The 24,143-nt window shown below is 40.1% G+C and carries 28 protein-coding genes; 24 read left to right on the top strand and 4 right to left on the bottom strand.

Annotated features, from left to right (window positions below; translation table 11 throughout):
• Nucleotides 1-142 precede the first annotated feature (142 nt).
• The 10 genes from K364_RS23800 (at nt 143) to K364_RS0111370 (ending at nt 6,548) form a co-directional block, all read left to right on the top strand.
• Entirely contained in the window at nt 143-826 is a 684-nt protein-coding gene (locus K364_RS23800) for a plasmid pRiA4b ORF-3 family protein (RefSeq protein ID WP_084295747.1), read from the top strand.
• Entirely contained in the window at nt 817-1,359 is a 543-nt protein-coding gene (locus tag K364_RS23795) for a GrpB family protein (protein WP_051533988.1), read from the top strand. Before K364_RS23800 ends, K364_RS23795 begins: the two co-directional genes overlap by 10 nt.
• A gap of 101 nt (nt 1,360-1,460) precedes the next feature.
• On the top strand, nt 1,461-1,991 hold the full coding sequence (locus K364_RS0111415; protein WP_028308136.1) for a hypothetical protein: 531 nt from the start codon (nt 1,461-1,463) through the stop codon (nt 1,989-1,991).
• A 63-nt stretch (nt 1,992-2,054) separates the two neighbouring features.
• Nucleotides 2,055-2,456, top strand: coding sequence for a nucleotidyltransferase substrate binding protein (locus tag K364_RS0111410; protein ID WP_028308135.1), 402 nt, complete (start codon nt 2,055-2,057; stop codon nt 2,454-2,456).
• Nucleotides 2,453-2,782, top strand: a complete 330-nt coding sequence (locus tag K364_RS0111405) for a nucleotidyltransferase domain-containing protein (protein ID WP_028308134.1) — start codon at nt 2,453-2,455, stop codon at nt 2,780-2,782. The genes K364_RS0111410 and K364_RS0111405 overlap by 4 nt, the downstream gene beginning before the upstream one ends.
• Nucleotides 2,783-3,323: 541 nt before the next feature.
• The gene (locus K364_RS0111395; RefSeq protein WP_035269087.1) at nt 3,324-4,124 is read left to right on the top strand and encodes a VanW family protein; all 801 of its coding nucleotides are present in this window, start codon (nt 3,324-3,326) and stop codon (nt 4,122-4,124) included.
• A gap of 178 nt (nt 4,125-4,302) precedes the next feature.
• Nucleotides 4,303-4,578, top strand: a complete 276-nt coding sequence (locus tag K364_RS0111390; protein WP_028308132.1) for an AbrB/MazE/SpoVT family DNA-binding domain-containing protein — start codon at nt 4,303-4,305, stop codon at nt 4,576-4,578.
• A gap of 284 nt (nt 4,579-4,862) precedes the next feature.
• Nucleotides 4,863-5,597 (top strand): copper amine oxidase N-terminal domain-containing protein, encoded by a 735-nt coding sequence (locus K364_RS25635; RefSeq protein ID WP_051533987.1) that lies wholly within the window; start codon nt 4,863-4,865, stop codon nt 5,595-5,597.
• Between the two features lie 317 nt (nt 5,598-5,914).
• The gene (locus tag K364_RS0111375; RefSeq protein ID WP_028308131.1) at nt 5,915-6,178 is read left to right on the top strand and encodes a hypothetical protein; all 264 of its coding nucleotides are present in this window, start codon (nt 5,915-5,917) and stop codon (nt 6,176-6,178) included.
• The gene (locus tag K364_RS0111370) at nt 6,159-6,548 is read left to right on the top strand and encodes a retropepsin-like aspartic protease (protein WP_028308130.1); all 390 of its coding nucleotides are present in this window, start codon (nt 6,159-6,161) and stop codon (nt 6,546-6,548) included. The genes K364_RS0111375 and K364_RS0111370 overlap by 20 nt, the downstream gene beginning before the upstream one ends.
• A gap of 400 nt (nt 6,549-6,948) precedes the next feature.
• Here the strand turns inward: K364_RS0111370 and K364_RS0111365 are convergent, their stop codons facing one another.
• The 3 genes from K364_RS0111365 to K364_RS0111355 form a co-directional block, all read right to left on the bottom strand.
• Nucleotides 6,949-7,257, bottom strand: a complete 309-nt coding sequence (locus K364_RS0111365) for a plasmid mobilization protein (protein ID WP_028308129.1) — start codon at nt 7,255-7,257, stop codon at nt 6,949-6,951.
• Between the two features lie 409 nt (nt 7,258-7,666).
• Complete coding sequence (locus K364_RS0111360) at nt 7,667-7,945, bottom strand: type II toxin-antitoxin system RelE family toxin (RefSeq protein WP_028308128.1); 279 nt, start codon at nt 7,943-7,945, stop codon at nt 7,667-7,669.
• A complete protein-coding gene (locus K364_RS0111355; protein ID WP_028308127.1) occupies nt 7,938-8,243 on the bottom strand; it encodes an AbrB/MazE/SpoVT family DNA-binding domain-containing protein in 306 nt (101 codons plus the stop codon). Before K364_RS0111355 ends, K364_RS0111360 begins: the two co-directional genes overlap by 8 nt.
• Before the next feature lie 634 nt (nt 8,244-8,877).
• Between K364_RS0111355 and K364_RS0111350 the strand changes: the two genes are divergently transcribed.
• The 12 genes from K364_RS0111350 (at nt 8,878) to K364_RS23785 (ending at nt 22,174) form a co-directional block, all read left to right on the top strand.
• Nucleotides 8,878-9,420, top strand: coding sequence for a helix-turn-helix domain-containing protein (locus tag K364_RS0111350; protein ID WP_028308126.1), 543 nt, complete (start codon nt 8,878-8,880; stop codon nt 9,418-9,420).
• 38 nt (nt 9,421-9,458) lie between these two features.
• Nucleotides 9,459-11,501: a hydantoinase/oxoprolinase family protein gene (locus tag K364_RS0111345; RefSeq protein WP_028308125.1), complete on the top strand. Its 2,043-nt coding sequence runs from the start codon at nt 9,459-9,461 to the stop codon at nt 11,499-11,501.
• 3 nt (nt 11,502-11,504) lie between these two features.
• The gene (locus K364_RS0111340) at nt 11,505-13,250 is read left to right on the top strand and encodes a hydantoinase B/oxoprolinase family protein (protein ID WP_242841683.1); all 1,746 of its coding nucleotides are present in this window, start codon (nt 11,505-11,507) and stop codon (nt 13,248-13,250) included.
• A 2-nt stretch (nt 13,251-13,252) separates the two neighbouring features.
• Nucleotides 13,253-13,588: a cupin domain-containing protein gene (locus tag K364_RS0111335; protein WP_028308123.1), complete on the top strand. Its 336-nt coding sequence runs from the start codon at nt 13,253-13,255 to the stop codon at nt 13,586-13,588.
• A 28-nt stretch (nt 13,589-13,616) separates the two neighbouring features.
• Nucleotides 13,617-15,287, top strand: a complete 1,671-nt coding sequence (locus tag K364_RS0111330; RefSeq protein WP_242841682.1) for an ABC transporter substrate-binding protein — start codon at nt 13,617-13,619, stop codon at nt 15,285-15,287.
• A 105-nt stretch (nt 15,288-15,392) separates the two neighbouring features.
• On the top strand, nt 15,393-16,415 hold the full coding sequence (locus K364_RS0111325) for an ABC transporter permease (RefSeq protein WP_028308121.1): 1,023 nt from the start codon (nt 15,393-15,395) through the stop codon (nt 16,413-16,415).
• A gap of 29 nt (nt 16,416-16,444) precedes the next feature.
• Nucleotides 16,445-17,332, top strand: coding sequence for an ABC transporter permease (locus K364_RS0111320; RefSeq protein ID WP_422857219.1), 888 nt, complete (start codon nt 16,445-16,447; stop codon nt 17,330-17,332).
• Nucleotides 17,325-18,353, top strand: coding sequence for an ABC transporter ATP-binding protein (locus K364_RS0111315; protein WP_051533986.1), 1,029 nt, complete (start codon nt 17,325-17,327; stop codon nt 18,351-18,353). The genes K364_RS0111320 and K364_RS0111315 overlap by 8 nt, the downstream gene beginning before the upstream one ends.
• A gap of 1 nt (nt 18,354) precedes the next feature.
• Entirely contained in the window at nt 18,355-19,332 is a 978-nt protein-coding gene (locus tag K364_RS0111310; RefSeq protein WP_028308118.1) for an ABC transporter ATP-binding protein, read from the top strand.
• 14 nt (nt 19,333-19,346) lie between these two features.
• Entirely contained in the window at nt 19,347-20,144 is a 798-nt protein-coding gene (locus K364_RS0111305; RefSeq protein WP_028308117.1) for an aspartate/glutamate racemase family protein, read from the top strand.
• A gap of 95 nt (nt 20,145-20,239) precedes the next feature.
• Complete coding sequence (locus K364_RS0111300; protein WP_028308116.1) at nt 20,240-21,343, top strand: M24 family metallopeptidase; 1,104 nt, start codon at nt 20,240-20,242, stop codon at nt 21,341-21,343.
• Nucleotides 21,344-21,577: 234 nt separating this feature from the next.
• The gene (locus tag K364_RS23785; RefSeq protein ID WP_051533984.1) at nt 21,578-22,174 is read left to right on the top strand and encodes a GGDEF domain-containing protein; all 597 of its coding nucleotides are present in this window, start codon (nt 21,578-21,580) and stop codon (nt 22,172-22,174) included.
• Between the two features lie 92 nt (nt 22,175-22,266).
• On the opposite strand, the gene K364_RS0111290 is transcribed toward K364_RS23785, so the two are convergent.
• A complete protein-coding gene (locus K364_RS0111290) occupies nt 22,267-22,653 on the bottom strand; it encodes a helix-turn-helix domain-containing protein (RefSeq protein ID WP_028308115.1) in 387 nt (128 codons plus the stop codon).
• 150 nt (nt 22,654-22,803) lie between these two features.
• Here K364_RS0111290 and K364_RS26240 point away from each other — a divergent pair, with 150 nt between their 5' ends.
• Entirely contained in the window at nt 22,804-22,974 is a 171-nt protein-coding gene (locus K364_RS26240) for an aspartyl-phosphate phosphatase Spo0E family protein (protein ID WP_156946452.1), read from the top strand.
• A 171-nt stretch (nt 22,975-23,145) separates the two neighbouring features.
• Complete coding sequence (locus tag K364_RS0111280) at nt 23,146-23,940, top strand: protease complex subunit PrcB family protein (RefSeq protein WP_028308114.1); 795 nt, start codon at nt 23,146-23,148, stop codon at nt 23,938-23,940.
• Nucleotides 23,941-24,143 lie beyond the last annotated feature (203 nt).

The following is a 24,143-nucleotide window of genomic DNA, read 5'->3' as shown; positions in this document are numbered from 1 at the left end:
GTTATCTGTCATGGGCCACAGGAGGAATATAAACAGTAGAATTGGCTAAAAAGCAATAAATAACATGAAAGAGGAATTAAAAATGTCAAAAAAATGATATTATAAGTACTAAGAAGATTATGATTAATATTAAAAAGTAACATTGGAACTTGAACAACAAAATGTCTGGAGAGATATTGTTGTTCCGGTAAACATGACATTTGATAAATTACATAAGGTTTTACAGGTAGTTTTTGATTGGCAGGATTATCATCTTCATGAGTTTTATATTTTTGGTGAAGAAAAATTTAACAATGACTTTTATATCAACCATCCTGGTTATCATAAAGAGGGGCATAGACCCATAGTTAATCTAGTTTGCAACGAAGAAGCTTTTGCCTATCCTAATGATGTACCAATGAGGTTTGAAAGTGGTGTAAAACTGTTAGAATACTTGCCTGCTAAAATGAAGTATAATTATGACTTTGGTGATAATTGGCAGCATTACATTGAAGTAATAAGGTTAATAGATAGTTATGATAAAAATTATCCTGTTTGCCTGGCAGGTGAAGGGAATACTCCGCCGGAGGATGTGGGGGGAGAACATGGATATGAAGAATTTTTGCAGATAATCGCTGATAAAGAAAACCCGCAATATGAGTTTATGTCAAAATGGGGGGAAAGCCAGGGATATAAAGAATTTGATATTGACATGGTTAACAAGTTTCTTAAGGCATGTAATGTAGTAATGCAAATTAAACTTTGTATGGTAGTTGGAAGGGCTGATGTGATAGTAAAGTTAGCTGTACAAAAACATTATTTTGAGGTGTGGGGACTATGGGCTTAAGTTATGATGTTGTCAAATTAGTTGCATACAGAAAGGAATGGGCAGAGAAATTTATATATGAAGCTGAACTAATTGCTGATTTAACAGGAATAGAAAAGGCAAAAATCCGCCATATAGGCAGCACATCTGTTCCAGGAATGATAGCCAAGCCTATTTTAGATATTATGATTGAAGTGAATAAGATTGATGATATTATAAAGTTTATACCCTCCCTAGATGAAATAGGGTATAGGTTTTTTGGGGAATGTGGTAGGCCGGGAAGAATGTTTTTTGTAAAGGGAAAACCAAGTAATTGTACTCATCATCTGCATGTAATGGAAAAAGGAAGTATTTATTGGAAAAATAATATAAGGTTTAAGGAATTATTAATAAATAAACCAGACTTAGCCGTGTCATATGCAAAAGTTAAAAGGAATTTAGCCAGCAAATACCCGTACAACCGAGAAGAGTATAGAATTAACAAATCAAAATTTATTGAAAAAATATTAAATACTTACCATGAAGACACTATACACGACAGGCCACTATGGTAAGTAATAACTGGTATGGAAATAAAACTGGTATGGAAATAAAATTGAAACCGGGGACAGTTAATGATATAATTTTATATAATGATTGGGGCTGGAGGTAGAAAATGGATAATAGAATACTTAACTTGATATTAGATAAGCTTGAGAATATAGAAAAAGAACAGCAGGAAATCAGAAACGAACTAGGTGAGATGAGAAGTGACCAGCAATCAATTAAAAGTGAATTAAGTGAGCTGAGAAGTGACCAGCAATCAATTAAAAGTGAATTAAGCGAGCTGAGAAGTGACCAGCAATCAATTAAAAGTGAATTAAGTGAGCAGAGAAGTGACCAGCAATCAATTAAAAGTGAATTAAGTGAGCTGAGAAGTGATCAGCAATCAATTAAAAGTGAATTAAGTGAGCTGAGAAGTGACCAGCAATCAATTAAAAGTGAATTAAGTGAGCTGAGAAACGATCAGCAATCAATTAGAAACGAATTAGGTGAAATGAAGAGGGAGATATGCCATAGGCTGGACAGGCTAGAGCAGGGCCAAGAAGCAATTAAAGAGTTTATGTTTAATGCAGAAAAGGCATTTCAAAGGTGTGAAAAAGACCATAAATTTATAGAAAATTTAAAAAAGGCTATTGGTGAATAAAATAAAGATTCTAATAATGATATATTTACATAAGAATAGGCAATAATTAAAGTGGGTGATGTAATGAATAAAGAGATTAGATGGAGACAGAGATTTCATAATTTTGATAAAGCTTATGGGCAGTTTCATGCTGCAATTTTGGACATAGACAAACTTAGTGTACTTGAAAAAGAAGGTTTAATTCAGAGATTTGAATATACTTTTGAACTGGCCTGGAAGACACTAAAGGATTATTTAGAATCAAAAGAAGTGATTGTAAAATTTCCTAGAGATGTTATAAAAGCAGCATTTCAATACGAAATAATCAAAAATGGGGAAGTATGGATGGATATGCTAGAGAAGCGAAATCTGATAGCACATACATATGATGAAGAACGTTTTAAGTTTGCAGTTAAAAAAATAAAGGAAGAATATTATGAAGCAATAACCCAGGTACACAGTTATCTAGATGGAGAATTAGAATGAATTTTGGAATAACGCCAAAGAGCATGAATATGATAATTAATGTGTTGATGAATAAAAAAGAGGTTCAAAAGGCAGCCATATTTGGAAGCCGTAGCATTGGTAATTATAAAAATGGTTCAGATATTGATATTGCTATTTATGGTGCTAATATTACAGCAGACCTTGTAAACGAAATAAGTGTGGAGTTAAATGAAAAACTGCCTTTACCATACTACTTTGACATTGTGCACTATGATTCTTTAAAACATGATGGACTCAAGGAGCATATAGATAAATATGGTAAAAGTTTTTATGACAAATTGACAAAAAGTATTAACCTTCGTTAAAGCCCTGGAGAGAAATCACTCAGGGCTATTTTTTTGTATAGTTGGAATTTATAAGTCGAATTATTCGGAAGCCATTTAGGCCTAAAACAACGGAGTAGCCATGGCTAAAATGAGTAATTTGTTAGATAAGGAAATGGGATGGAATAATGTAAAAAAATGTATTGATTTGAAAGGTAATGCAAATCAAATGTAGAATAATGAGGATATTAACAAATATAAAGTAATCTATCTGCTCTCTTTGTTTCGCATAGTCAGAATACTGATTTACACTACTATTATACCACGCTTTTTTGAGTATGTTACAGTTTAAGATAAAAAACAGTTGTCCCATCACATAGCACGAGCTTTCCTGCAAGGGGCGGTAGGGCTAGAGCTTTGGGGCGGGCCCCCGCCCACATGTCCTCTGTCACAAGACTTGCATTTGGGTATGGAAGCTATGGTAGTCAAGTCTTGCGCCAGCCCTGGCTAGGTGGACACTTCAGGAAAGCCGAGGACGTTAAATGAAATTGGTCTATCGGAGTTGATTAATTTGAAGCCTAAAATGCGTTCTTATATGAGATTATATTTAGGAAAAATGTGCTACACGTTTATAAGATACCTTAGCTGGTATATAAACAAAGTAAAATATGCAAAAACAAGGAATGTAAAGTTGTTTCCAATAGTTGTGTTTCAGCACCAAACACCACTATTGAGAAAGCTTAAAAATGTGGAGATGTGGTTGCAGTATAACAAGGTTAAGAATCTCAAGATTGCCGTTGAAAAAGTAAATGGCATCATAGTTTATCCAGGAGAAACCCTCTCGTATTGGAAATTAATTGGTAAAGCGAGTAAAAGAAAGGGTTACGTTGAAGGAATAGTTCTTTCACAGGGAAGCTATAGACCGGGTGTCGGGGGAGGTTTATGCCAATTATCTAATTTGATTTATTGGATGACACTACATACTCCTTTGACAGTTGTTGAAAGGCATAGGCACGGTTATGATGTTTTTCCAGATTCAAATAGAACTCAGCCATTTGGAAGTGGAGCAACATGTGTTTATAATTACATAGATTTACAAATTAAAAATGAAACAACAGAACCTTATCAATTACATTTAAAGGTTACAGAGGATTTCTTAGTTGGTGAGTGGAGATCATTAGAAGAACCGCTTTATACATATGAGGTATATCAAAAGGAGCATTGGATAACACAGGAACATTGGGGTGGATATGTTAGGCATAATTCTATATTTAGACGATTGTATGATAAAGATAAGAAACTAGTTGGTGACGAGTTTATTACTGAAAACCACGCAATTATGATGTATCAGCCATTTTTACAAGAGGGGGCCAACTGCATATAACACGCAGTTCCCGCAAATTTACATAGATGAATGTGCTATGGACACTGCGGGAACTGCTGAACGTTATATGAAATACCATGCGAATATTTTTATGGAAGAAGATGTAAGTTGGTGGTTGATATAGCATAATATATGGTATAATAGCAAGTAAGGAAAGTAAGGAATGGAGTGGTTTTCAATGGAGCTTGCTAGAATAACATCAAAAGGACAAATTACAATACCAATAGGAATAAGGAAGAAACTCAATTTAAAAGAAGGGGATAAAGTCATCTTCATTGAAGAAGGTGACAAGATAGTTTTTGCTAATTCCTCAATGATTGCGTTGAAAGAAATACAAGAAGGAATGCAAGGGTTAGCCGAGAAGCAAGGTATTTATAGTGAAGACGACGTAAGTAACTTAGTAAAAGATATAAGAAAAGAGATATGGGAGAAGAAATATGAGAATAATGACTGATACCAACGTGATTATCTCAGCTATTCTTTTTCCAGAATCTCAGATCACGAAAGTTATTCACAATGTAACAGAGAATCATACTCTTGTACTTTGTTCACATATCGTTGAAGAACTTCCAGGAGATCTTTAAAAGATAGTTATTAATTCAGATAGGTCTTTGGGGCGCATGGTACTTCATATAACAGCCGGTTCCCAAAATCTGAGAGAACATGCAGGTAGTAATCAGACTTTGGGAACCCTCAAAACGATAGGTGAAATAGCTTAAAAAAGGGAGATGGTTTCTTATGGTTAAACAATCAATTGTTGTTCTTGTATTAGGGGTCATTCTTGTTTTCACAGTAGCCCCTAATGTTAATGCAGGTATGGATAATTCTCTTCATGTGGTATTGGAAACGGAATATATAGACTTTGACGTTGAGCCAATAATTGAGAATGGACGTGTATTGGTTCCGATTCGTGCTATAGCCGAAAAACTTGAATTTACTGTTGAGTGGATTAAAGATGATAACTCAATAACAATTACCAAGGGAGATAGAGAAATTAAATTGATTTCGGAAGGTAAACGAGCATTAATTGATTCAAAACCCGTATTATTGGATGTTCCCCCAAGGATAATATCTGGAAGAACACTTGTGCCATTGCGTTTTATATCTGAAAGTCTAGGCCAGAATGTGTTGTATGAAAAGTGGATGGATACCCCAATGATCTGGATTACTAGCTTTAAACTTCTGGATTTTGAGGATGTAAAAATAGATGAGAATTACAGATCAGAATCTGATGAAACTATGCCTCCGATCTTCTATTTAAAGGACAGTGGGAAGACTGCAAAAGACATAAGACTTGGGGATACGCTTGAAAAAGTTAAAGCTGTATATGGTTTGCCCTTTAAAGATAATATTGATAGTGAAAAGAGAGGTTTCTTGATATATACAACACCATTCATCCCAAATTCTGGCTCAGGGTTTAGAATGACTTTTGAGTTTGAAAATGGTGTTTTAGAAGCAGTTGTAATTAGCTGATAGGCTACTTCACCTAACACGAGTTTTCCCGCAAGGGGGGCGGTAGGGCTAGAGCTTTGGGGCGGGCCCCGCCCACAAGTCCCCTGTCACAAGACTTGCATTTGTTGATGGCTGTTGGGGCAGGTTTACAAAATTGCTTCTCCGGACAAGAAAAACACCTGTTCTCCAAAGCAACTTCGCAAACCCACGAGACGTTATATGACATCGAAAAGAAACTCTTAATACACAAGATGCGTTATTCAATACATTAATGCTAGAGTTGACTATTACAGAAATGGTATAATATGCAAAAGGTCTATTTTAAGGGGTGTCGTTGAATGAAATGGGAAGAAGTTAGAAAAATTTATCCAAACCGATTTGTTAAACTGCAAATATTAAAGTCAAAAATCAAAGGTACCAAAAGATTAATTGAAGACATGGCCGTTATTGAATCATTTGATGATAACAAAGTAGCAACAAGAGAGCTTGTAAGATCTAAAGATGACATAGTAGTTTATCATACAGGAAATGAAAAGATTGAAATTGAGATCAAAAATATTTTTGGCTATAGAGGTATGAGTAATGAAACTACGATTACATGATGGATTGCTATATACTTCAATAGAAATAACATATTGTGGAGTATCAAAAATTGTTGAGAATATTGTTATAGATACTGGTGCAGTTGAAACACTTATTTCTCCTGATATTGTTGAAGATGTGGGTATTGTAGCTGAGTTAAATGATGAGATAAAATCATTTTATGGTGTTGGGGGAAACCTACATTATTTCTTCTCAAAACGAATTGACCAAGTAATTTTTGGAAACGTAAATTTGCAGGATTTTAAGCTCGATTTTGGTGTTATTGATCCGAAAGGTGAAATAAACGGATTGCTAGGACTAGATTTGCTAATGGAAGCAGGGGCAATTATAAACCTAAAAGAATTGACAATAAAGTTTGATGTTCCTTAGGAACATGTCATCCGTGGGCTACCTCTTCCTCCATTTCGTCTTACATATTTAGACAAAAAGAAGGAAAATCCTGCATAAACGTCAAAGTAAATAAATAACATTTTTTACTTGGGGTGGATACGGCGTACAACAAGGTGTTCCCGCAAGGGGCGGCAGAACCATAACTTTTGGGATGGGCCGCCCACACTCCCTGAGCCTAACCGAGTCGGCAGCCGCATTAGGCGACCCAGAGGGTCTCGGCCATGAGCGGCTGCCTGTAAGCTCAGAGGCATCGGGAACACCTGGAACGATAGGGCGGGAAATTGCTCACTATGCTCACTATTTCCGCCCTATCGTGGCGTGGGTTACAACCACACCACGTTATCTGCCATACAAAAAGGAGGCTTTCATGGCCTCCAATTTACAAGAGATTTTTTTGTTTGAGTGATTTAGTTACTATCATTCTTAAAAAAGCACTTTTACTCAGACCGTTTTCATCGGCGAGCTTTTTGATAAGAGCATTTTCCTTTGGAGTTAGTCTAATAGTTAAAACCTCTGTTTTATTTTGAGGATAGAGAACCACTTTTTGGTTTAGGTTTCTAACTGGATTGTAATTATCCTTATCATATAGTTGTGATTCAGCTAATAATTCATCTTTGCTTATATGACCTAAAGTAGAAACGTCAGCAACAGTCTTAGAATTAATTTTTCTTCTAGGTTTTTTAATCATTTCTTAGCACCTCACTTTCTTGGTAATAAATAGTTGTAAGATTTTTATCTGCCCAGTAAGCAGTAATAATGTACAAATTGCCATCAGCTGGTCATATGTTACAACTCTATATTGACACGGAGGAGTTGAATAAAAGCAGCATTATTAGATCCATTTGGATAGATGATTACGTTAATTAGCTTTGGCAATAAGCTTTTCTCGAGGTGCCACCTTACATAACACGAGGATTTGCGGCTCCGGCTAGCACCTCCGACAACTTGACGATTGTCATGTCTTTTGCTACTAGGAGGTAGGCTTTTGGGGGAAAAGTCACGCCACCCGTCAAGTTCGCAAATCTCGGGAACGTTAGACGTCAACTGCCGCAGAATATACAATGGGATGTGAATGGAATGTGAATGGGATTAAAATGTTATTTCGGTGGGAAAACATCTTCATGTTTACCGATTATAAAAAGAGTGTTTATTTGAACATTGTCAGATTTAGTGGTTTCAATAACTATTCTGATTGACATGTTTACAGATATTTCAAAGAAATTATCCGTTCCTTGGATTCTTTTAAAACGTAAGGAAGGATGGGTAGGGTCTTTCATAAAAAGTTCAATAGCCTTGGATGATTGTTTTTGAGTTTTTTTATCGAGAGACTTAAACTGTTTATCAAATTTTCGAGTAGAAATAAATCGTCTAGTCATTGTCAAAACCTTTTAAAAACTCATTGACACTTGAAAACTCACGAACCCTACCTGCATTAACATCTTCTTTAGCTTCAAGTAAGTCAGTTTGAGCTTTCTTGGTCCAAAAGTATGCTTGACTAGCTGGAATTATCTTATATGGTTCAATAACAATTTTATTATCATGAACTTGAAGATCTAATAGGTCCCCTTCCGCAATATTTAGTTTTTCCCTAATTTCCTTAGGAATAGATATTAGATTTCTCCTTTGGACAGATACTCTGTAAGAATTCTTAGATCTGTTAACTGGGGTTTCCAAATTAAATCAACTCCCGATTTTAGTAATTGCAACATCAGTATATACGTATAAACGTAAAAAAGCAATAGCAAAGCAACACGAGAGGGTCAGGCTTGACAAATTGACAAAAAATATTAACCTCAGGTAAAGCCCTGCCAGAGAAATCTCTCAGGGCTATTCATTTGGAGCAAATAACTCACGAAGATAATCGCAACGACTATGCAGTATTCCCCCTTTATTATGATGAGTATAGTGTAGGAGTATATACGTATAAACGTAAAAAAGCAATAGCAAAGCGGCGGAAGCTTCGTCTAACACGGAGTTTCCGCAACTTTGCCAATATGAATGCAGTATGACGCCTGCAGGAATGCCGGGAACGTTATACGCAATGCTACAATTTAGTAATAACTGAATAAAAAAAGAGAGACGTTAACGCCTCTCTCCTATTCCAAGTTGTTCTTTAAGTGCTGATTGCAGTACATGGGAGAAATTGATGTTTTTTTCAACAGCAAGTTTATTAAGCCATTGGTGTAAGGGGAAGAAATTTTTTTAAAAAATAATTACAGTCAGGCAGGAATTATTACAGTATATATATAATAATAGAAAATTAAATAAATTCAGACAAAAAACACAGCAAAGGAGCGACTTGTACATAATGGATGACATTAATGAGAAGATTAGAGATCTACGCATACAAAAGGAGCTGACTTTAAAAGACTTGAGTGAAAAGACCGGCTTGTCAATAAGCTTTTTGTCCCAGGTTGAAAGGGGGACTTCATCACTAGCAATTACATCTTTAAAGAAAATTGCAGATGCACTGGATGTACCCATTACCTACTTCTTTGAAGGTGAGGTAAACCAGAGTTTTGTAGTAAAGGCCGGGGAACGAAAGTCCATTAAAATTGAGGGTTCAATTGCAAAATACAGCAGATTAGGAGGTGAATTTAGCGGAAGGCTTTTGGAACCAATGCTGGTTGAATTAGAACCTAACAATAAATCCATTAACGTGTTTAGCCATCCAGGGGAAGAATTCTATTATGTACTAGAAGGTGAGATAGTTTTTGTAGTGGATGATCGGGAGTATGTTCTAAAGGCTGGAGATACTATCCATTATCCATCTAACCTTCCCCACTATTGGTATAATCCACTTGACCGATCTGCTTTTGTCCTTTGTGTGCTAACACCAGCTATTTTTTAAGCAATACTGGAATTAATTAAGAAAGGTGGTTTAAACCCATGCGTGCAGCTACTGATATTGGAGGTACTTTTACTGACCTGGTTTATGTTGACAATGAGGGGAGAGTGGGAACTGCTAAATGCCATACCACTCCGCCAAATTTTGAAAAGGGAGTAATAGATGTCATTGCAAAGGCTGAAATAAACCCCAGGGATTTTGAAACCTTTAGTCATGGGACAACAGTGATAATTAATGCCCTGACCGAAAGAAAGGGTGCCAAAACTGCACTAATCACCACTAAAGGCTTTCGGGATGTGCTAGAGATTGCCAGGGGCAACAGACCTGACTTGTTTAATGTTCGCTATGAAAAGCCCGTGTCCTTTGTCCCCCGATATTTGAGAAGAGAAGTGGAAGAAAGGCTCAACAACAAGGGAGAGGTTATAACTCCCTTAAAGACGGAACAAATATCAGAAATTATAGAGTATTTCAAAAAAGAAGGGGTAGAGGCTATTGCCGTATCCTATCTTCATTCCTATGCCAACCCTATCCATGAGCAGCAGACAGTTGAAATCATTAAAAGCCTGTGGCCGGAAATAGCTGTTACAGCCTCCCATGAGGTTACAAGGGAATGGAGGGAATATGAAAGAACAAGCACTGCAGTTTTGAACTCTTATGTCAAGCCCACGGCTGCCTCCTATATAGATAGACTTGAGAAAGAACTGCAGGCACTGGATGCTGGAGGCAACCGTTATATAATGCAGTCTAATGGAGGAACCACAACCTTTGAGCAGTGCAAGGTTACCCCCATTAACATGATTGAATCTGGTCCAGTGGCAGGAATCATAGGCTCCATTGTACTTGGGGAGGCCATTGGTGAAAAAAATGTTATAGCCTTTGATATTGGAGGAACAACTGCCAAGTGCTCTCTAGTGGACAATGGGGAAATCAAGGTAAGTACTGACCACAAAATAGAAAAAACAGAGCTGACTGCAGGTTATCCGGTAAAGGTGCCTGTAGTGGATATAGTTGAAATAGGAAATGGCGGTGGCTCCATTGCCTGGATAGATGATGCTGGGTCGTTAAAGGTTGGTCCAAAGTCGGCAGGAGCAGTGCCTGGTCCCATAGCCTATGACAAGGGTGGAACAGAGCCAACTGCAACAGATGCCAACCTGGTTGCAGGAAGGCTTTCTGTAAAGAACTTTGATAATGCAGTGGATATGGACAAGGTAACAGGGGGCATAGAAGAAAAAATAGCCAGACATTTTAACATGTCAGTTGATGAGGCAGCCCTTGGAATAATCAGAATTGCCAATTCCAACATGCTAAATGCCCTGAAGCTTATATCTGTAAGAAGGGGTTATGACCCTCGTGATTTTGCCCTGGTGGCCTTTGGTGGCGGAGGCCCCATGCATGCTCCGGCACTGGCTGTCGAGCTAGGTATTAAAAAGGTTATTGTACCTGTAGCAGCTTCAGTTTTTGCAGCATGGGGAATGCTCATGACTGACTTGAGAAGCGACTTTATCATGACCATCATCAAGGGTCTGGATAATTCTGTTCTGGAGCTTTTGAACAATGAATGGAGCAAATTGGAGAAGCAGGCCATGGAGCAGTACAGGGCACAGGCAATACCAGATGAAAAGGTAAGCTTCCTTAGATTCGCTGACATGCGTTACTTTGGCCAGGAGCATACTGTTAAGGTTGGAGTTCCTGGAGGCCTGTGGGATGAACAGGCCATGGCAAAAGCCAAGGAAAGCTTCCATAACAATCATGAAAAGCAGTTTACCTTTAAGCTTGAAGATGCACCTATTGAAATTGTAAATCTGCACCTGACAGCTTTTGGAACAGTTACAAAACCTAGAATGTACAGCATAGAAAGGGACCCAGCCAGTGCAGAAGCTGCTTTAAAGGAAGTGCGTCCTGTGCTCTATGAGGGCCATGGATGGATTGAAACTGATGTTTATGACAGGGATAAACTTAAGGGAGGAGCCCAGATTAAGGGCCCAGCCATTGTAGAAGAGGTGTCTGTCTCTACAATCATGTATCCTGGTCAAAATCTCACGGTTGACCAATTTGGCAATCTAATCATTAACACGGGGGTGTAAATGATGGCTAGCAAACAAGATGTGGATGTTTTTACTTTAGATATTGTTAAGGATTCTCTAGTAGCAGTAGGGGATGAAATGTTTATAGCCCTGGCACGCACATCAATGAGTCCAATCATCTATGAGGTATTGGATTATGCCTGCGGCTTGACTGATGCAGGGGGAAACCTGCTGACCCAGGGAAATGGAGTTACCGGTTTTATTGGCCTGCTGACCTTTATGGTCAAGGAAACCTTGGAGAAGTTCAACAAAAAGGGGGATTTAAAGCCCGGGGACATTATCATTATTAATGATCCCTTTGGAGGAGGGGGCTCCCACCTTTCTGATGTTGGTTTAGTCATGCCAATTTTTTACAAGGGTGAGCTGGTAGCCTTTTCTGCAAATAAGGCTCACTGGACAGAGGTTGGCGGCAAGGACCCTGGCTCCTGGACAACAGATTCCACTGATGTTTATCAGGAGGGTTTACAGCTCCCGTGCATCAAGCTGTTTGATGAAGGCAGGGTGAACCAGGCCCTTGTGGACTTGATAGCTGCTAATGTGCGTTTTCCAGACCTATCCCTGGGAGACATGTGGGCCCAGGTGGCAGCATTGAGGACAGGTGAAAGGCGGTTTGTAGAGATATGTGATAAATATGGTAAGGATGTAATAGTTGCTGCTATAGAGCGCCTGCTGGACCACGGTGAACAAATCTCTAAAAAGCAGCTTGCCATGCTGCCCAAGGGTACCTTTGAGGCTGTGGATTATATTGATGATGACGGTATAGGTAATGGACCCTTTAAGGTCCAGCTGAAGGTAACCATTACAGATGAGAAATTTATTTGTGATTTTAGAGGCAGCCATCCCCAGGTACCGGGACCTGTAAATTGTTCATATACGGCCCTGATTTCTGCTGTACGAACTATCTTTTTAGCCATAACTAATCCCTCCCAGGATGTCAATGATGGAGTGTTCCGCCCCCTGGAGGTCATTGCTGACAAGGCATCTATCTTTTCAGCAGAGAAACCTGCGGCAGTATCCACCTACTGGGAAACAATGCTTTATGGAGCAGATCTTATCTGGAAGGCCATGGCTCCTGTGGTGCCCCATAGATTAACGGCAGGCCACCTCCTTTCAGTTTGTGCTGTAGTTGTGGGAGGCATCCACCATGACACAAAACAGCCCTTCCTCCTGGTTGAACCATCAGTAGGGGGATGGGGAGCTGGAGAAGGCAAGGATGGGGAACCAGGACAGTTTTGTATAGGAGACGGGGAAACCTTTAATGTACCCATTGAGGTAGCTGAAACAAGATATGGCATCATGGTCAATGAGTACAGGTTTAGGACTGACGGTGCCGGTGCAGGTCAATACAGGGGAGGCTGTGGCGTTGTCAGGACCTATGAAGCCATGACAGACAATCAATTTGTTACTGGGACCTTTGGCCGGCACAAGTTTCTGCCCTGGGGCTTTAGTGGAGGAGAGGACGGATCCAAGAATTACTTTGAATTTGAAAAGGTAAATGGTGAAAAGTCTCAACCCTTTGGCAAGTATGCAAGATATCCCATGAACAGGGGTGACAAGGTATATCTCTTTACAGCTACTGGCGGAGGGTATGGGGATAAATTCAAGAGAGACCCTGCCAGGGTAGCCCTTGATGTGAAAAATGAAATAATAACTGTTGACCAGGCAAGGGATATCTATGGTGTAATTGTAAATCCTGAAACCTTTGCTGTTGAAGGACTAACTCAAGAAAGGCAGCAGAAGGGGGCTTGATAATGAAGATTGTAAATATTCATGAGCTTGTTGAGGAAGGAAAGAATAATTGTTTATTTAAGGTAATTTTTGACAAAAAGAATACGTCCAATGACAAGGTGACAATGGGAATGGTAACCATACCTCCTGGTGCTAGAATACCTGCTGCAGGTGATGGGGTTCATAGTAGTGATGAATATTCACTTATATGCAGGGGAACTGTGGTAACCATGGTAAATGGCAGTGAACACAGGATTTCCAGTGGGCAGGCTGCATATATTCCTGCTGGAGAATTCCACTGGACTATAAATGATGGGACAGAGGATTGTGAAGTGCTCTGGGTGCTTGTGAAGAATTAAAAAGAAAAAACAGGGAGGAGTTTTTAAAGTGAACAGCAGTAAAAAAATTGTAATGGCAATTGGTCTGGTTTTACTGGTTTTGATGATTGCTGTTGGATGTGGAGGGGGTGGGGCTCCTAAAGGAAGTGACACATCCCAGGAACCTGAAATGCAGGAAAGGATAATAAGAAGCACTGAAGCAACTGTACCGGTTATTGACCCTGGAGTAGGCTCAGATTATGCAAGCTCAATAGCCTTTGCAAATCTATATGACACATTGGTATTTCCAAACCATGACGGCACCTTGAGTCCATGGCTGGCTACTTATTGGGAGGCTGATGATGGAGGCCTGGTATGGACCTTCTACCTTAGAGAGGGGGTAAAGTTTCATAACGGTGACGAGCTAACTGCCGAAGACGTGGTATTTTCTATGAACAGGATGCTCACCATTGGGGAAGGGTATGGTTACTTGTTTAGTGGTGTTGTAAAAAAAGCTGAGGCACTAGACACCCATACAGTTAGATTTACTTTAGATAAGCCCTTTGGCCCCTTCCTGTCAACCCTGGTAAGACTCTATATTTTAAATGCCAGTGAGGTCATGGCTAACCTGGGAGATGGACCTTACGGCGACATGGGGGATTATGGTAAAAACTGGCTTATCACCAATGATGCCGGTAGTGGACCGTATATGGTAAAAGAGCTGAAAATGCAGGAGTATTTACATGGAACTGCCTTTAAAGATTACTGGGCTGGCTGGGAGGCAGATGCTCCTGAAGCTTTTATGATTTTAGGAACAACCTCTGGTCAAACTGTTAGGACCTTGATAAATAGAAGAGAGCTTGAGATTACTGACCAGTGGCAGACAAAGGAAGCCCTGGATGCCTTAGAAAAGATACCAGGGGTTGCAGTTAACTCGGTATTTTCAGGAACTAACCTGAACATAATGCTAAATACCAAGGTACCTCCTACTGATGATGTGCATTTCCGCAGAGCCCTGTCTTATGTTTTTGACTATGATGTGGTGGTTGACCAGCTGTTCCCAGGCTCAGCAAAATCAAGGGGTCCTGTGCCCGCTAACCTGCCGGGACATAATCCTGATATTCCAGAGCAGGCAAGAAATCTGGCAAAGGCGCAGGAGGAACTGGCAAAATCCAAATATGCTGACAGGCTTAATGATTATCCAGTGGAGCTGGTCTGGATTGCAGAGGTTCCTGATGAAGAGAAGGTAGCCATGCTCCTCCAATCAAATGCAGGGGAAATTGGCATCAAGGTTGATGTGGTAAGGATGCCCTGGTTGTCCTTTGTGGATCTTGTAACTACAATGGAGAACACACCTAATGCCAGTATAGTATTTGTTTCTTCCCATTATAATGAAGCTGGGTCTATCCTGGAATCAAGGTACCATTCAAGGTCAACGGGAACCTGGGAGCAGGGAGAGTGGCTCATGGATCCTGAAATAGATAAGGCTATTGATGAAGCCATTGGCACAGTTGATTTCAATGAGCGCATGCAAAAATACATGGGTATTCAAGAAAAGATAGTAGAGCTTGCTCCCACATTGTGGGTTTTTGACCAGGCTGAAAAGAGAGCTTACCAGGAGGATTATATATACTGGCCGGCTGCAGAGCTGACTAAAGCAGGTAAGCCTGTAACCTCTGTAATGGGCTACCAGTTCTACTACCGTGATTTCAAGGTTTATCCTGACAGGATACCCAAGTAAGAAGACCTGCTAAAATTACCTGGCGGTTCAGTATTGTTGATTAGCAGTTATGAATGCTGGGCCGCCATTTTTCCAAATTGTATTAGCTAAGGGGGAAACCAGGCTATGAGGCTTAGGACATATATCTTCAAAAGGCTCCTGCTATCCATAGTGGTACTAGTTGGTATTTCTATAGTGATTTTTGTAATTGCCAGGGTTGTTCCGGGGGATCCTGCCAGAATGGCCCTTGGACCAAGGGCACCCCAATTTGCTGTGGATGCTTTAAGGGCAGAAATGCACCTGGATAAACCCCTGCCGGCACAGTATGTATTCTGGATCAAGGGGGTAATGGTGGGAGATCTGGGAGTATCCATTGTTACCAAAAGGCCGGTTATGCAGGACGTTAAGGAATTCCTGCCAAGGACCCTGGAGCTGGCATTAATGTCTGCATTTATGGTTGTGGTATTATCCATTCTTTTTGGGATGCTGGCGGCTAATTACCGTGACAGGTTCCTGGATGCTGCAATAAGGATACTGGCCTATACAGGGGTAGCTGTTCCTTCTTTTGTGCTGGCAGTGCTTTTTGTCCTTGTTTTTGGCTACATGTGGCCTGTAATTCCCGTTCTGGGCCAGCTCAGCTATGGAGTCCAGGTTCCACCTCATGTTACAGGCTTTGTAACAATAGACAGCCTGCTGGCAGGCAAGGTTGATGTATTCTGGAATGCAGTGAAGCATCTCTTCCTGCCAGCCCTGGCACTGGCCATGGGGCCCTTGTTTCAGGAGGCTAGAATTGTAAGATCGGCCATGACTGATAACATGTCCAAGGATTATATAGCCCTTGCCAGGGGATATGGAATGCCTACCCGGGTTATCATGGGCAAATACCTTTTAAAACCTTCTTTAATACCGGCAGTTTCTGTCATGGGCCTGGATATTGCAGCTTTAATGGGCAATGCCTTTCTAGTTGAGGTTATATTTAACTGGCCTGGCATTTCCAGATATGGCATGGAGGCAATGCTGCGCAAGGATCTAAATGCCATATCCTCTGTTGTCCTTATTTTTGGCCTAATCTTTATCATTATTAACATTATTGTTGATATAATTGTGGCTTACCTGGATCCACGTATCAGGCTGGGGGGCAAGATATAGTGAATGCTAATTTACAAACTCAAACTGAAATAGTGGTTCCAGCCTTTTCCCAGAGGCTGGCAGAAACCCTTAAAAAGAACTGGTATTTGTTTTCACGCAACAAGCTTTCAGTATTGGGCCTGGCCATTGTGATATGTGTAGGGCTGGCAGCCCTCTTGGCACCAGTTATCACACCTTTTCCCCAGCATGTTCGGGAATTTGTTGATTACGGCAATGCCAGTATTGCACCAGGCAGCACCTATCTCCTGGGAACAGATGTCTTTGGAAGGGACATATTAACAAGAATAATTTTTTCCTTTCGGGGTGCTTTATTAATGGCTGTCATTGTCCTTTCCATAGCAGTGCCCCTTGGAGTTATCCTGGGTTTGTTAGCAGGTTATTATAAGGGAAGCAAGCTGGATACTGTCGTAATGCGGTTAACAGATGTTTTTCTGGCAATTCCTCCTATTTTATTGGCCCTGGCCATAGCCGCTGTTTTAGAGCCTAATCTTAAAAATGCCATGGTTGCTATAACTGTAATGTGGTGGCCGTGGTATACGAGGCTTGTTTACGGCATGGCATCCTCATTAAGAAACGAATACTTTGTTATTTCTGCAGAGCTCATTGGAGCCAGCAAGTTTCATATACTGTTTAGAGAAATTCTCCCCAACTGTCTGTCTCCAATTTTTACAAAAATGGCCCTGGATGTAGGCTGGGTTATACTTATTGGAGCTGCATTAAGCTTTGTAGGGCTGGGTGAGCAGCCGCCTACTCCTGCACTGGGACAAATGGTATCCGAGGGAACTAGATATATGCCTGATCTATGGTGGATGACAGTTTTCCCATCACTAGCAATTGTAATTATTATTCTAGGGTTTAATTTATTTGGAGACGGGATAAGAGACATGCTTGCCAGGGGGGAAAGTGGTCATGACTAATAATACCTTTAGTAATGCTGCTACTAGTACTGTTAATAATGGGGAGTCTATTCTGGATATCAGGGATTTAAGGGTATGGTACAAAACATATGGAGGCCATGTGAAGGTTCTTGATGGAGTAAATCTGCATGTTAACAAGGGGGAAAAGGTTGGACTTGTTGGAGAAGCGGGATGCGGCAAAACTACCACAATGAAAGCTGTTTTAAGAATCCTTCCTCATGGCAGGGCCATTGTCAAAAGTGGCGAAATCTTGTTCCAGGGCAGGGACATACTCCAGATGAAAGATAAAGATTTGCAAAATGTGCGCAGGAGTGGAATATCCATGATATTCCAGGAACCAACTGCTGCTTTAAATCCTGTCTTTACCATTGGAACCCAGATGCTGGATATTATTAAATTTTCACTTGCCGGCAAGAAGAATAAGGTTGGTATAAATTATAGAGATATGGCTTTAAAAGCTATCAGGGAGGTTTTCATTCCAGATCCAGAAAGGATTCTAGACTGTTATCCCAACCAGCTTAGTGGAGGTATGAAGCAAAGGGTCTGCATAGCCATGTCCATGGTCACACCTAGAGAGTTAATAATTGCAGATGAACCTGGAACCTCCCTGGATGTAACCATCCAGGACCAGGTCCACCGGATACTTCATGAACTGGTAGACAAAAAGGGGATGTCTCTAATAATGATAACCCACTCCCTGGGTGTTGCCAGGGAAATGACAGATAGAATATATGTTATGTATGCAGGAAATATTGTAGAGGCTTCCAGAACCAGGGATCTTTTTGAAAGGCCCCGGCATCCCTATACCCTTGGTCTTCTGGCATCAGTTCCAAAGCTGACAGGTCATGGCATGGCAGAGGGGATTTATGGATATATACCAAGCTATCTGCGCCCTCCTGCAGGCTGCAGATTCCATCCCCGTTGTCCAAATGTCATGGACATTTGCAAGGAACAAAAGCCTGAATTGATGGATCAGGGCTTGGGACATAAGGTTGCTTGCTTTCTATATGGAGGTAACTGAAATGAATGATAGCATATTAATTATTGAAAATCTAAAAACATATTTTCCTGTTAACCTCCCAAATGGCCGACAGGGATTTGTGAAAGCAGTTGACGGGGTAAATCTAAGTGTTAAAAAAGGTGAGGTTATGGGTTTGGTTGGTGAATCAGGTTCAGGAAAAAGCACCCTTGCGTATACCTTGATGGGGATGTACAGCCCTACAGAAGGCAGGATGGTTTTTCTAGGTCAGGATATTTGTGCAGTCAGCCACAAAAGGTCTCTGACTTTAAAAAAAGATATACAGATTGTTTTTCAGGACCCTGGCTCATCATTAAACAGGCAGCAGACAATCAGACAGATAATGGAGCTTCCCTTAAGGGTTCATAAAATTGTCAAGAAAAGTGAAGTGGACAGGAAAATTGCCTCCATTTTGCAGCTGGTTGAATTGTCCCCAGATTATATGTACAAATCTCCAGCTTCCATTGGCGGTGGTGAGCGGCAGATGGTAGCCATTGCCAGGGCCCTGGCTGCTAATCCAAGGTTTATTGTCCTGGATGAACCTACCTCTGCCCTGGATGTGTCCATTCAGGCCAAGATTATTAATATGCTCATGCAGCTGCAGAAGAAGCAGGAGCTTACCTATCTATTTATTACCCATGATTTAAGCCTCATGAGAAACATTGCCACTAGGGTAGCAATAATGTACCTGGGAAAGATCTGTGAAATGACCGAAACTGTTAGCTTCTTTAAAAATCCCCTTCATCCCTATACAAGGATGCTCCTTTCTGCTATTCCAGTTGTTTCTGAAGAAGAGGAAGCCCTTAAGCCTAAAAGGGTTTTATCTACTGGAGAAATTCCATCACCAGTTAATATACCTCCAGGCTGCAGCTTTCACCTGCGCTGCAGGGAAAGGAGCAGGGAGTGCAGCATTACTGACCCGGAAATGAGAGAAGTAGTTCCCGGGCATTTTGTACGATGCCATTTATATGATAAAAAATAGGAAAGGAGAAGGTTATGGTGGTAACAAAAGGGATACTTTTTATTAACCCTGTTGGTCATAATACATGGGATACTGCGGTCAAGGAATATCTGGCAGCTGCAAAAGATGACAATACTGAGGTTCATGTGATATCTCTTAAAAAGGGGCCCAGGCATTTAGAGTTTCATTATTATGAAGCCCTAATTGGTGTTGAACTGCTGCATACAATAAAACAGGCTGAAAAGCAGGGCTATGATGCTGCAGTAATTGGATGCTTCTATGATCCCTTTTTGCATGAGGCCCGCGAAATATGTGAGAGTATGGTGGTTACTGCCCCTGCAGAGGCATCCATGCAGCTGGCTGCCATGCTGGGTGACAGATTTTCCATAATGGTGGGCAGGAGGAAGTGGATACCTGCCATGCGGCGTAATGTGTTCAAGTATGGATATGGTGAAAAACTGGCATCCTTCAGGTCATTGGAAATGGGTGTACTGGAATTCCATGAAGACGAAAAACATACAGAAGCCATGTTAAAAAGTGAGGCTGAAAGGGCTGTTAAAGATGATTTTGCTGAGGTAGTAATCCTGGGATGTACAATACAATTTGGTTTTTACAGGGAGCTGCAGGAATTAATAGGAGTTCCGGTAATTGATGCAGTGCTGGCTCCCTTTAAGCAGGCCGAATATCTTGTTGAGGTTCGCAACAAGATGGGGTGGAAGCCCAGCAAATCAGGGGGCTTTGAGACTCCGCCAGTTAAAGAAATTGTTGAGTGGGACCTTGAAAGGCAATATGGGGCAGAGGGCTTATGGACACGAAACAATGGGGAAAAATAAAAAGGTTTAACTGGAAACATTGAACATGCTAAGGAGAGAACCAGGATAAAAAAATATGGTAAAGCATGGATTACAGTAAGGGGTGGTTAAAGGAAATGACCGATGTTTATTTAAATAGAATCAGCAGGGTTCAGGGTTTAATGGGCGACTTGAATGTGGATTACATGCTTATAGGGCCAACTTCTAATATGTTTTATTTAACAGGAAAGAAAACAGTAGTTGATGAACGTTTACAGCTGATTGTAATACCTAAAAAGGGAATGCCAGTCCTGCTGCTGCCAGAAATGTACAGGGAAAAATTCAGGGAGCTTGAGCTAGGGGGATTTTTTAAGCTAAAGTACTGGAAGGATACTGAAAACTCCTGTTCCCTGCTGAAACTGGCACTTGCAGAAAGGGGATTTAAGGTTGCTGTGGATGAACAGCTCTGGACTGGCCACTTTCTAAATATAATGGAGTGTTTTTCTAAAGCAGAGTATATTGGGGCATCAGGAATACTAGGACTATTAAAGATGTGCAAGGATCCAACTGAAATTGAATTGATGCTGGCTGCCGGCAAGATTATTGATGAAGTCATGTCACAGATGGTTGATGTTATCAGGCCTGGGATTAGTGAAAGAAAGGTGGCCCATCTTATTGAAACTCAGATAAGGGAGGCAGGAGCAGATGATATTGCCTTTAAGCCCATAGTTGCTTCAGGGCCTAATAGTGCCCTGCCCCATCACAGCCCTACTGACAGGGAGCTTAAAGCTGGCGAATTTGTAGTCATGGACTTTGGTGCAGTATATAAAGGGTATTGTTCGGATATGACCAGGACCTTTTTCCTTGGTAAAGCAAACAGCAGGCAAAGGGAGATTTATGATATAGTAAAAGCTGCTTATGATGCGGGATATAAGGAAGCAGTTAAAGGTAAAAAAATAGAGGACTTAGATTTGGCTGTTAGGAATGTGATTTCAAGTGCAGGTTACGGAGAATATTTCATCCATAGAACTGGCCATGGAATAGGAATTGAAGTTCATGAAGATCCATATATAATGGGGGGAAATACAAATGTCCTGGAAAATGGCATGGCCTTTAGCATAGAACCAGGTATTTATATGCCTGGTGAATTTGGAATAAGGCTAGAAAATATAGTTGTAGTAAATGATAATGCACCCCTGGAACTTAACAAATTTCCATTGGGGTCAGGCTTGACAAATTGACAAAAAATATTAACCTCAGGTAAAGCCCTGCCAGAGAAATCTCTCAGGGCTATTCATTTGGAGCAAATAACTCACGAAGATAATCGCAACGACTATGCAGTATTCCCCCTTTATTATGATGAGTATATTAATCAAGCTAAAAACTTTTATGCTCCAAGCTAGCACTAAGCATTTGCACATGGCAAATATTTAATGTAAAATTATAGTAACCATTATGCCAGGGGGGAAAAAGAAATGGGTATTTATGATGGTTTAAATCAAGCTGGCTTGTGGAAACTATTGGTTCTGGTACAGATCATTGTCATCTTCATATTTATTGTTATAATCAAGCATTTGTATAAACAAGCTTATACGGACCCACTTACTGGTCTTTACAGCAGAAGGTATTTTTATAAAAAGATGTCAGAATTAAAGCCCAACACCCAGGTTTCTCTTATTCTTCTTGATATTGATTGTTTTAAGGATATCAATGACACATATGGTCATCTGGTAGGGGACAAGGTGCTGAACCAGTTTGCTGATATATTGACAAACAATACAAGGGCAAATGATATAATCTGCAGGTGGGGAGGCGAGGAGTTTGCAATAATTCTTTTTCGTACAAATGCTATGGAAGTAATGGATATTACCAAGAGAATAAAAAGTGCCATAGAAAACTATGACTTTTCCTGCGGGAATATCAACTGCAGAATTACTGCAAGTATAGGCATAGTGTCTGCAAAAATAGAAAAGGGACTTGAGGTTGAGCAGCTTATAAAGGCAGCTGACAAAGCTTTATACAAGGCAAAGGAAAAAAAGAATTGCATTATTATGGGGATGGAATACATGTGATGTTGTAGTTTTACATTCTTCAATGGGTATTTTGCTTCAATAAGTATTTTGGAAAGCTCCAAAATACTTATCTCATGCCAAAAAACTTGCCCCTATTTTGAATTTAAATATGGAATTAGAGTTTTGACTAGTTTTGCTATAAGCTCTATTTCCCTGGTAGAGCATTTTGTTAACAATTGATTAAGTTCCCTGCCCTTGTTGGTGTCAGCTTTCCCATAGCTGCTGCTGCCTTCCTTTAAAAGGTCTGTATCCTTGCCTGTTCCAAAGACCAGGTAATCTAAAGATTCATGGAGATGAACACTGATTTTAACCAGAACTGGCAGGCTCATTTTTCTTTCTCCACGTTCTAATTGACCTACATAATAATCAGACAGGTCAATGATTTCTGCAAATTCTTCACGGGAAAGTGCAAGCTTTTCTCTTTCAGTTCTTATTCTCTGTCCAATAGCTTTTAAATCTAGTTCATGTTTTTCTGTCATAGTTAATTCACTCCCTTGTTGAGGCTACTTTACCGAACTTTAGAATATATCTGAATATGCAAAAGGCATATATTTTATATTTGCAAACAGCCCAATTTTAATGTAAAATTGTGTAGAATTGTAAAAGGTTGTATACAGGAGAGTGGGCAGGTGAAAATCATAGATAGGATAGAAGTTGCAAGAAGGCTGCTTGTGAATGCAGTTAATATGAACATGAGCAAAGATATTCTCCTTAAAATAAGTGAAAAACTAGATAAATATTTAGTTGAATATTATAAAGAAAATACAGGAGGAAGTAAAACTTTTGATAAGGAAATTTGATACAAGAAATGGGTCAGGCTTGACAAATTGACAAAATGGATTGTTTGGGATTGGAACTTTTTTGGCCTCCACCTAGTCTATATAATTAGCTATCTCGTGGTAAGAAAAAGTAGTAGTTGAAGTAGCCGAAGTAGATGTTTTTTACATGGACAAATAGGAGGTGATTGCGTAATGATTAAAAAACTATTACTATTTATTGCAGCTGCAGCTTTAATATTTACTGCATTTACTGTATTTACTGCAACTGGGTGTCAGAATACTGGTGATAAAGCAGATATCGGCCCTATTCTTATTGGGCCGGAAGAGGTATTGGGTGCTGTAAAAGGTGATGAAGTCAAAACTTGGGTTGAGGAATCTATTATTGTAAAAGGGCTTCATCAGAAAACTTTTGGTGATTATGATGTCTATGTGGTGGCATTTGGAGAAAAACCCACTGGTGGATATGAAGTGAAACCAGGGGAAGTTACCCTCACAGAAGCTAATAAGCTGCAGTTTGAGGCTGTCATTGTTGAGCCTGCACCAGGAGAAATGGTTACCCAGGTCATAACTTATCCCCATATTATTTTTGCGGTGGAGCAAGGTGTTGAGGTGAATGTTGTTAAAACAGGGGTTGTAAGAGAGATTGATGGGGAAGCTTCAGCTGGTGAGGGGAAAAACCTGTTGGATGATGTGAAAGTTGAAGGTGAAGGAAAATATGTCCAACTAGAATTTATTGACAAGGGCAATATTTTTAAGGATGTTCTTCTTATTAAAGGTGAGACCGCAGTTGAAAGGCTCAAATTTACTCTGGAGGATGGCCACAATATATATGTGGAACAGGATGTTGTTTTAAAGTTAGTGGATGGAACCTCTTCATTTACAGTTGGGCTCCAACTGCCTCCCATGGAAGGCTTTCTAATGATGGCAGTGCTGGCAGAAGTAAATGGCCAATGGAAGGATGACGCCTTTGTACCAATTAACCAATAGTTAAATTCCAAAAGCTATAGAGTAAAGATTGTTATATAAACTTAGGAATCACAATAAAGAAGCACAATTAATAATCACAATTTTTAGAAGCACAATTAGGAATAATTAGAAATCACATTTATAGAAAACAATATTTGGCTATAAAAGAATATTGTCATGAAACCGGGCAGCACTTTTGCCTGGTTTTTTGTGCTCAAGTGTAC

The organism is Desulfitibacter alkalitolerans DSM 16504 (assembly GCF_000620305.1).
Classification (GTDB): Bacteria; Bacillota; DSM-16504; order Desulfitibacterales; family Desulfitibacteraceae; genus Desulfitibacter; species Desulfitibacter alkalitolerans.
Note: the sequence above shows the minus strand (reverse complement) of the source record. Positions and strands in the feature narration are given on the sequence as shown.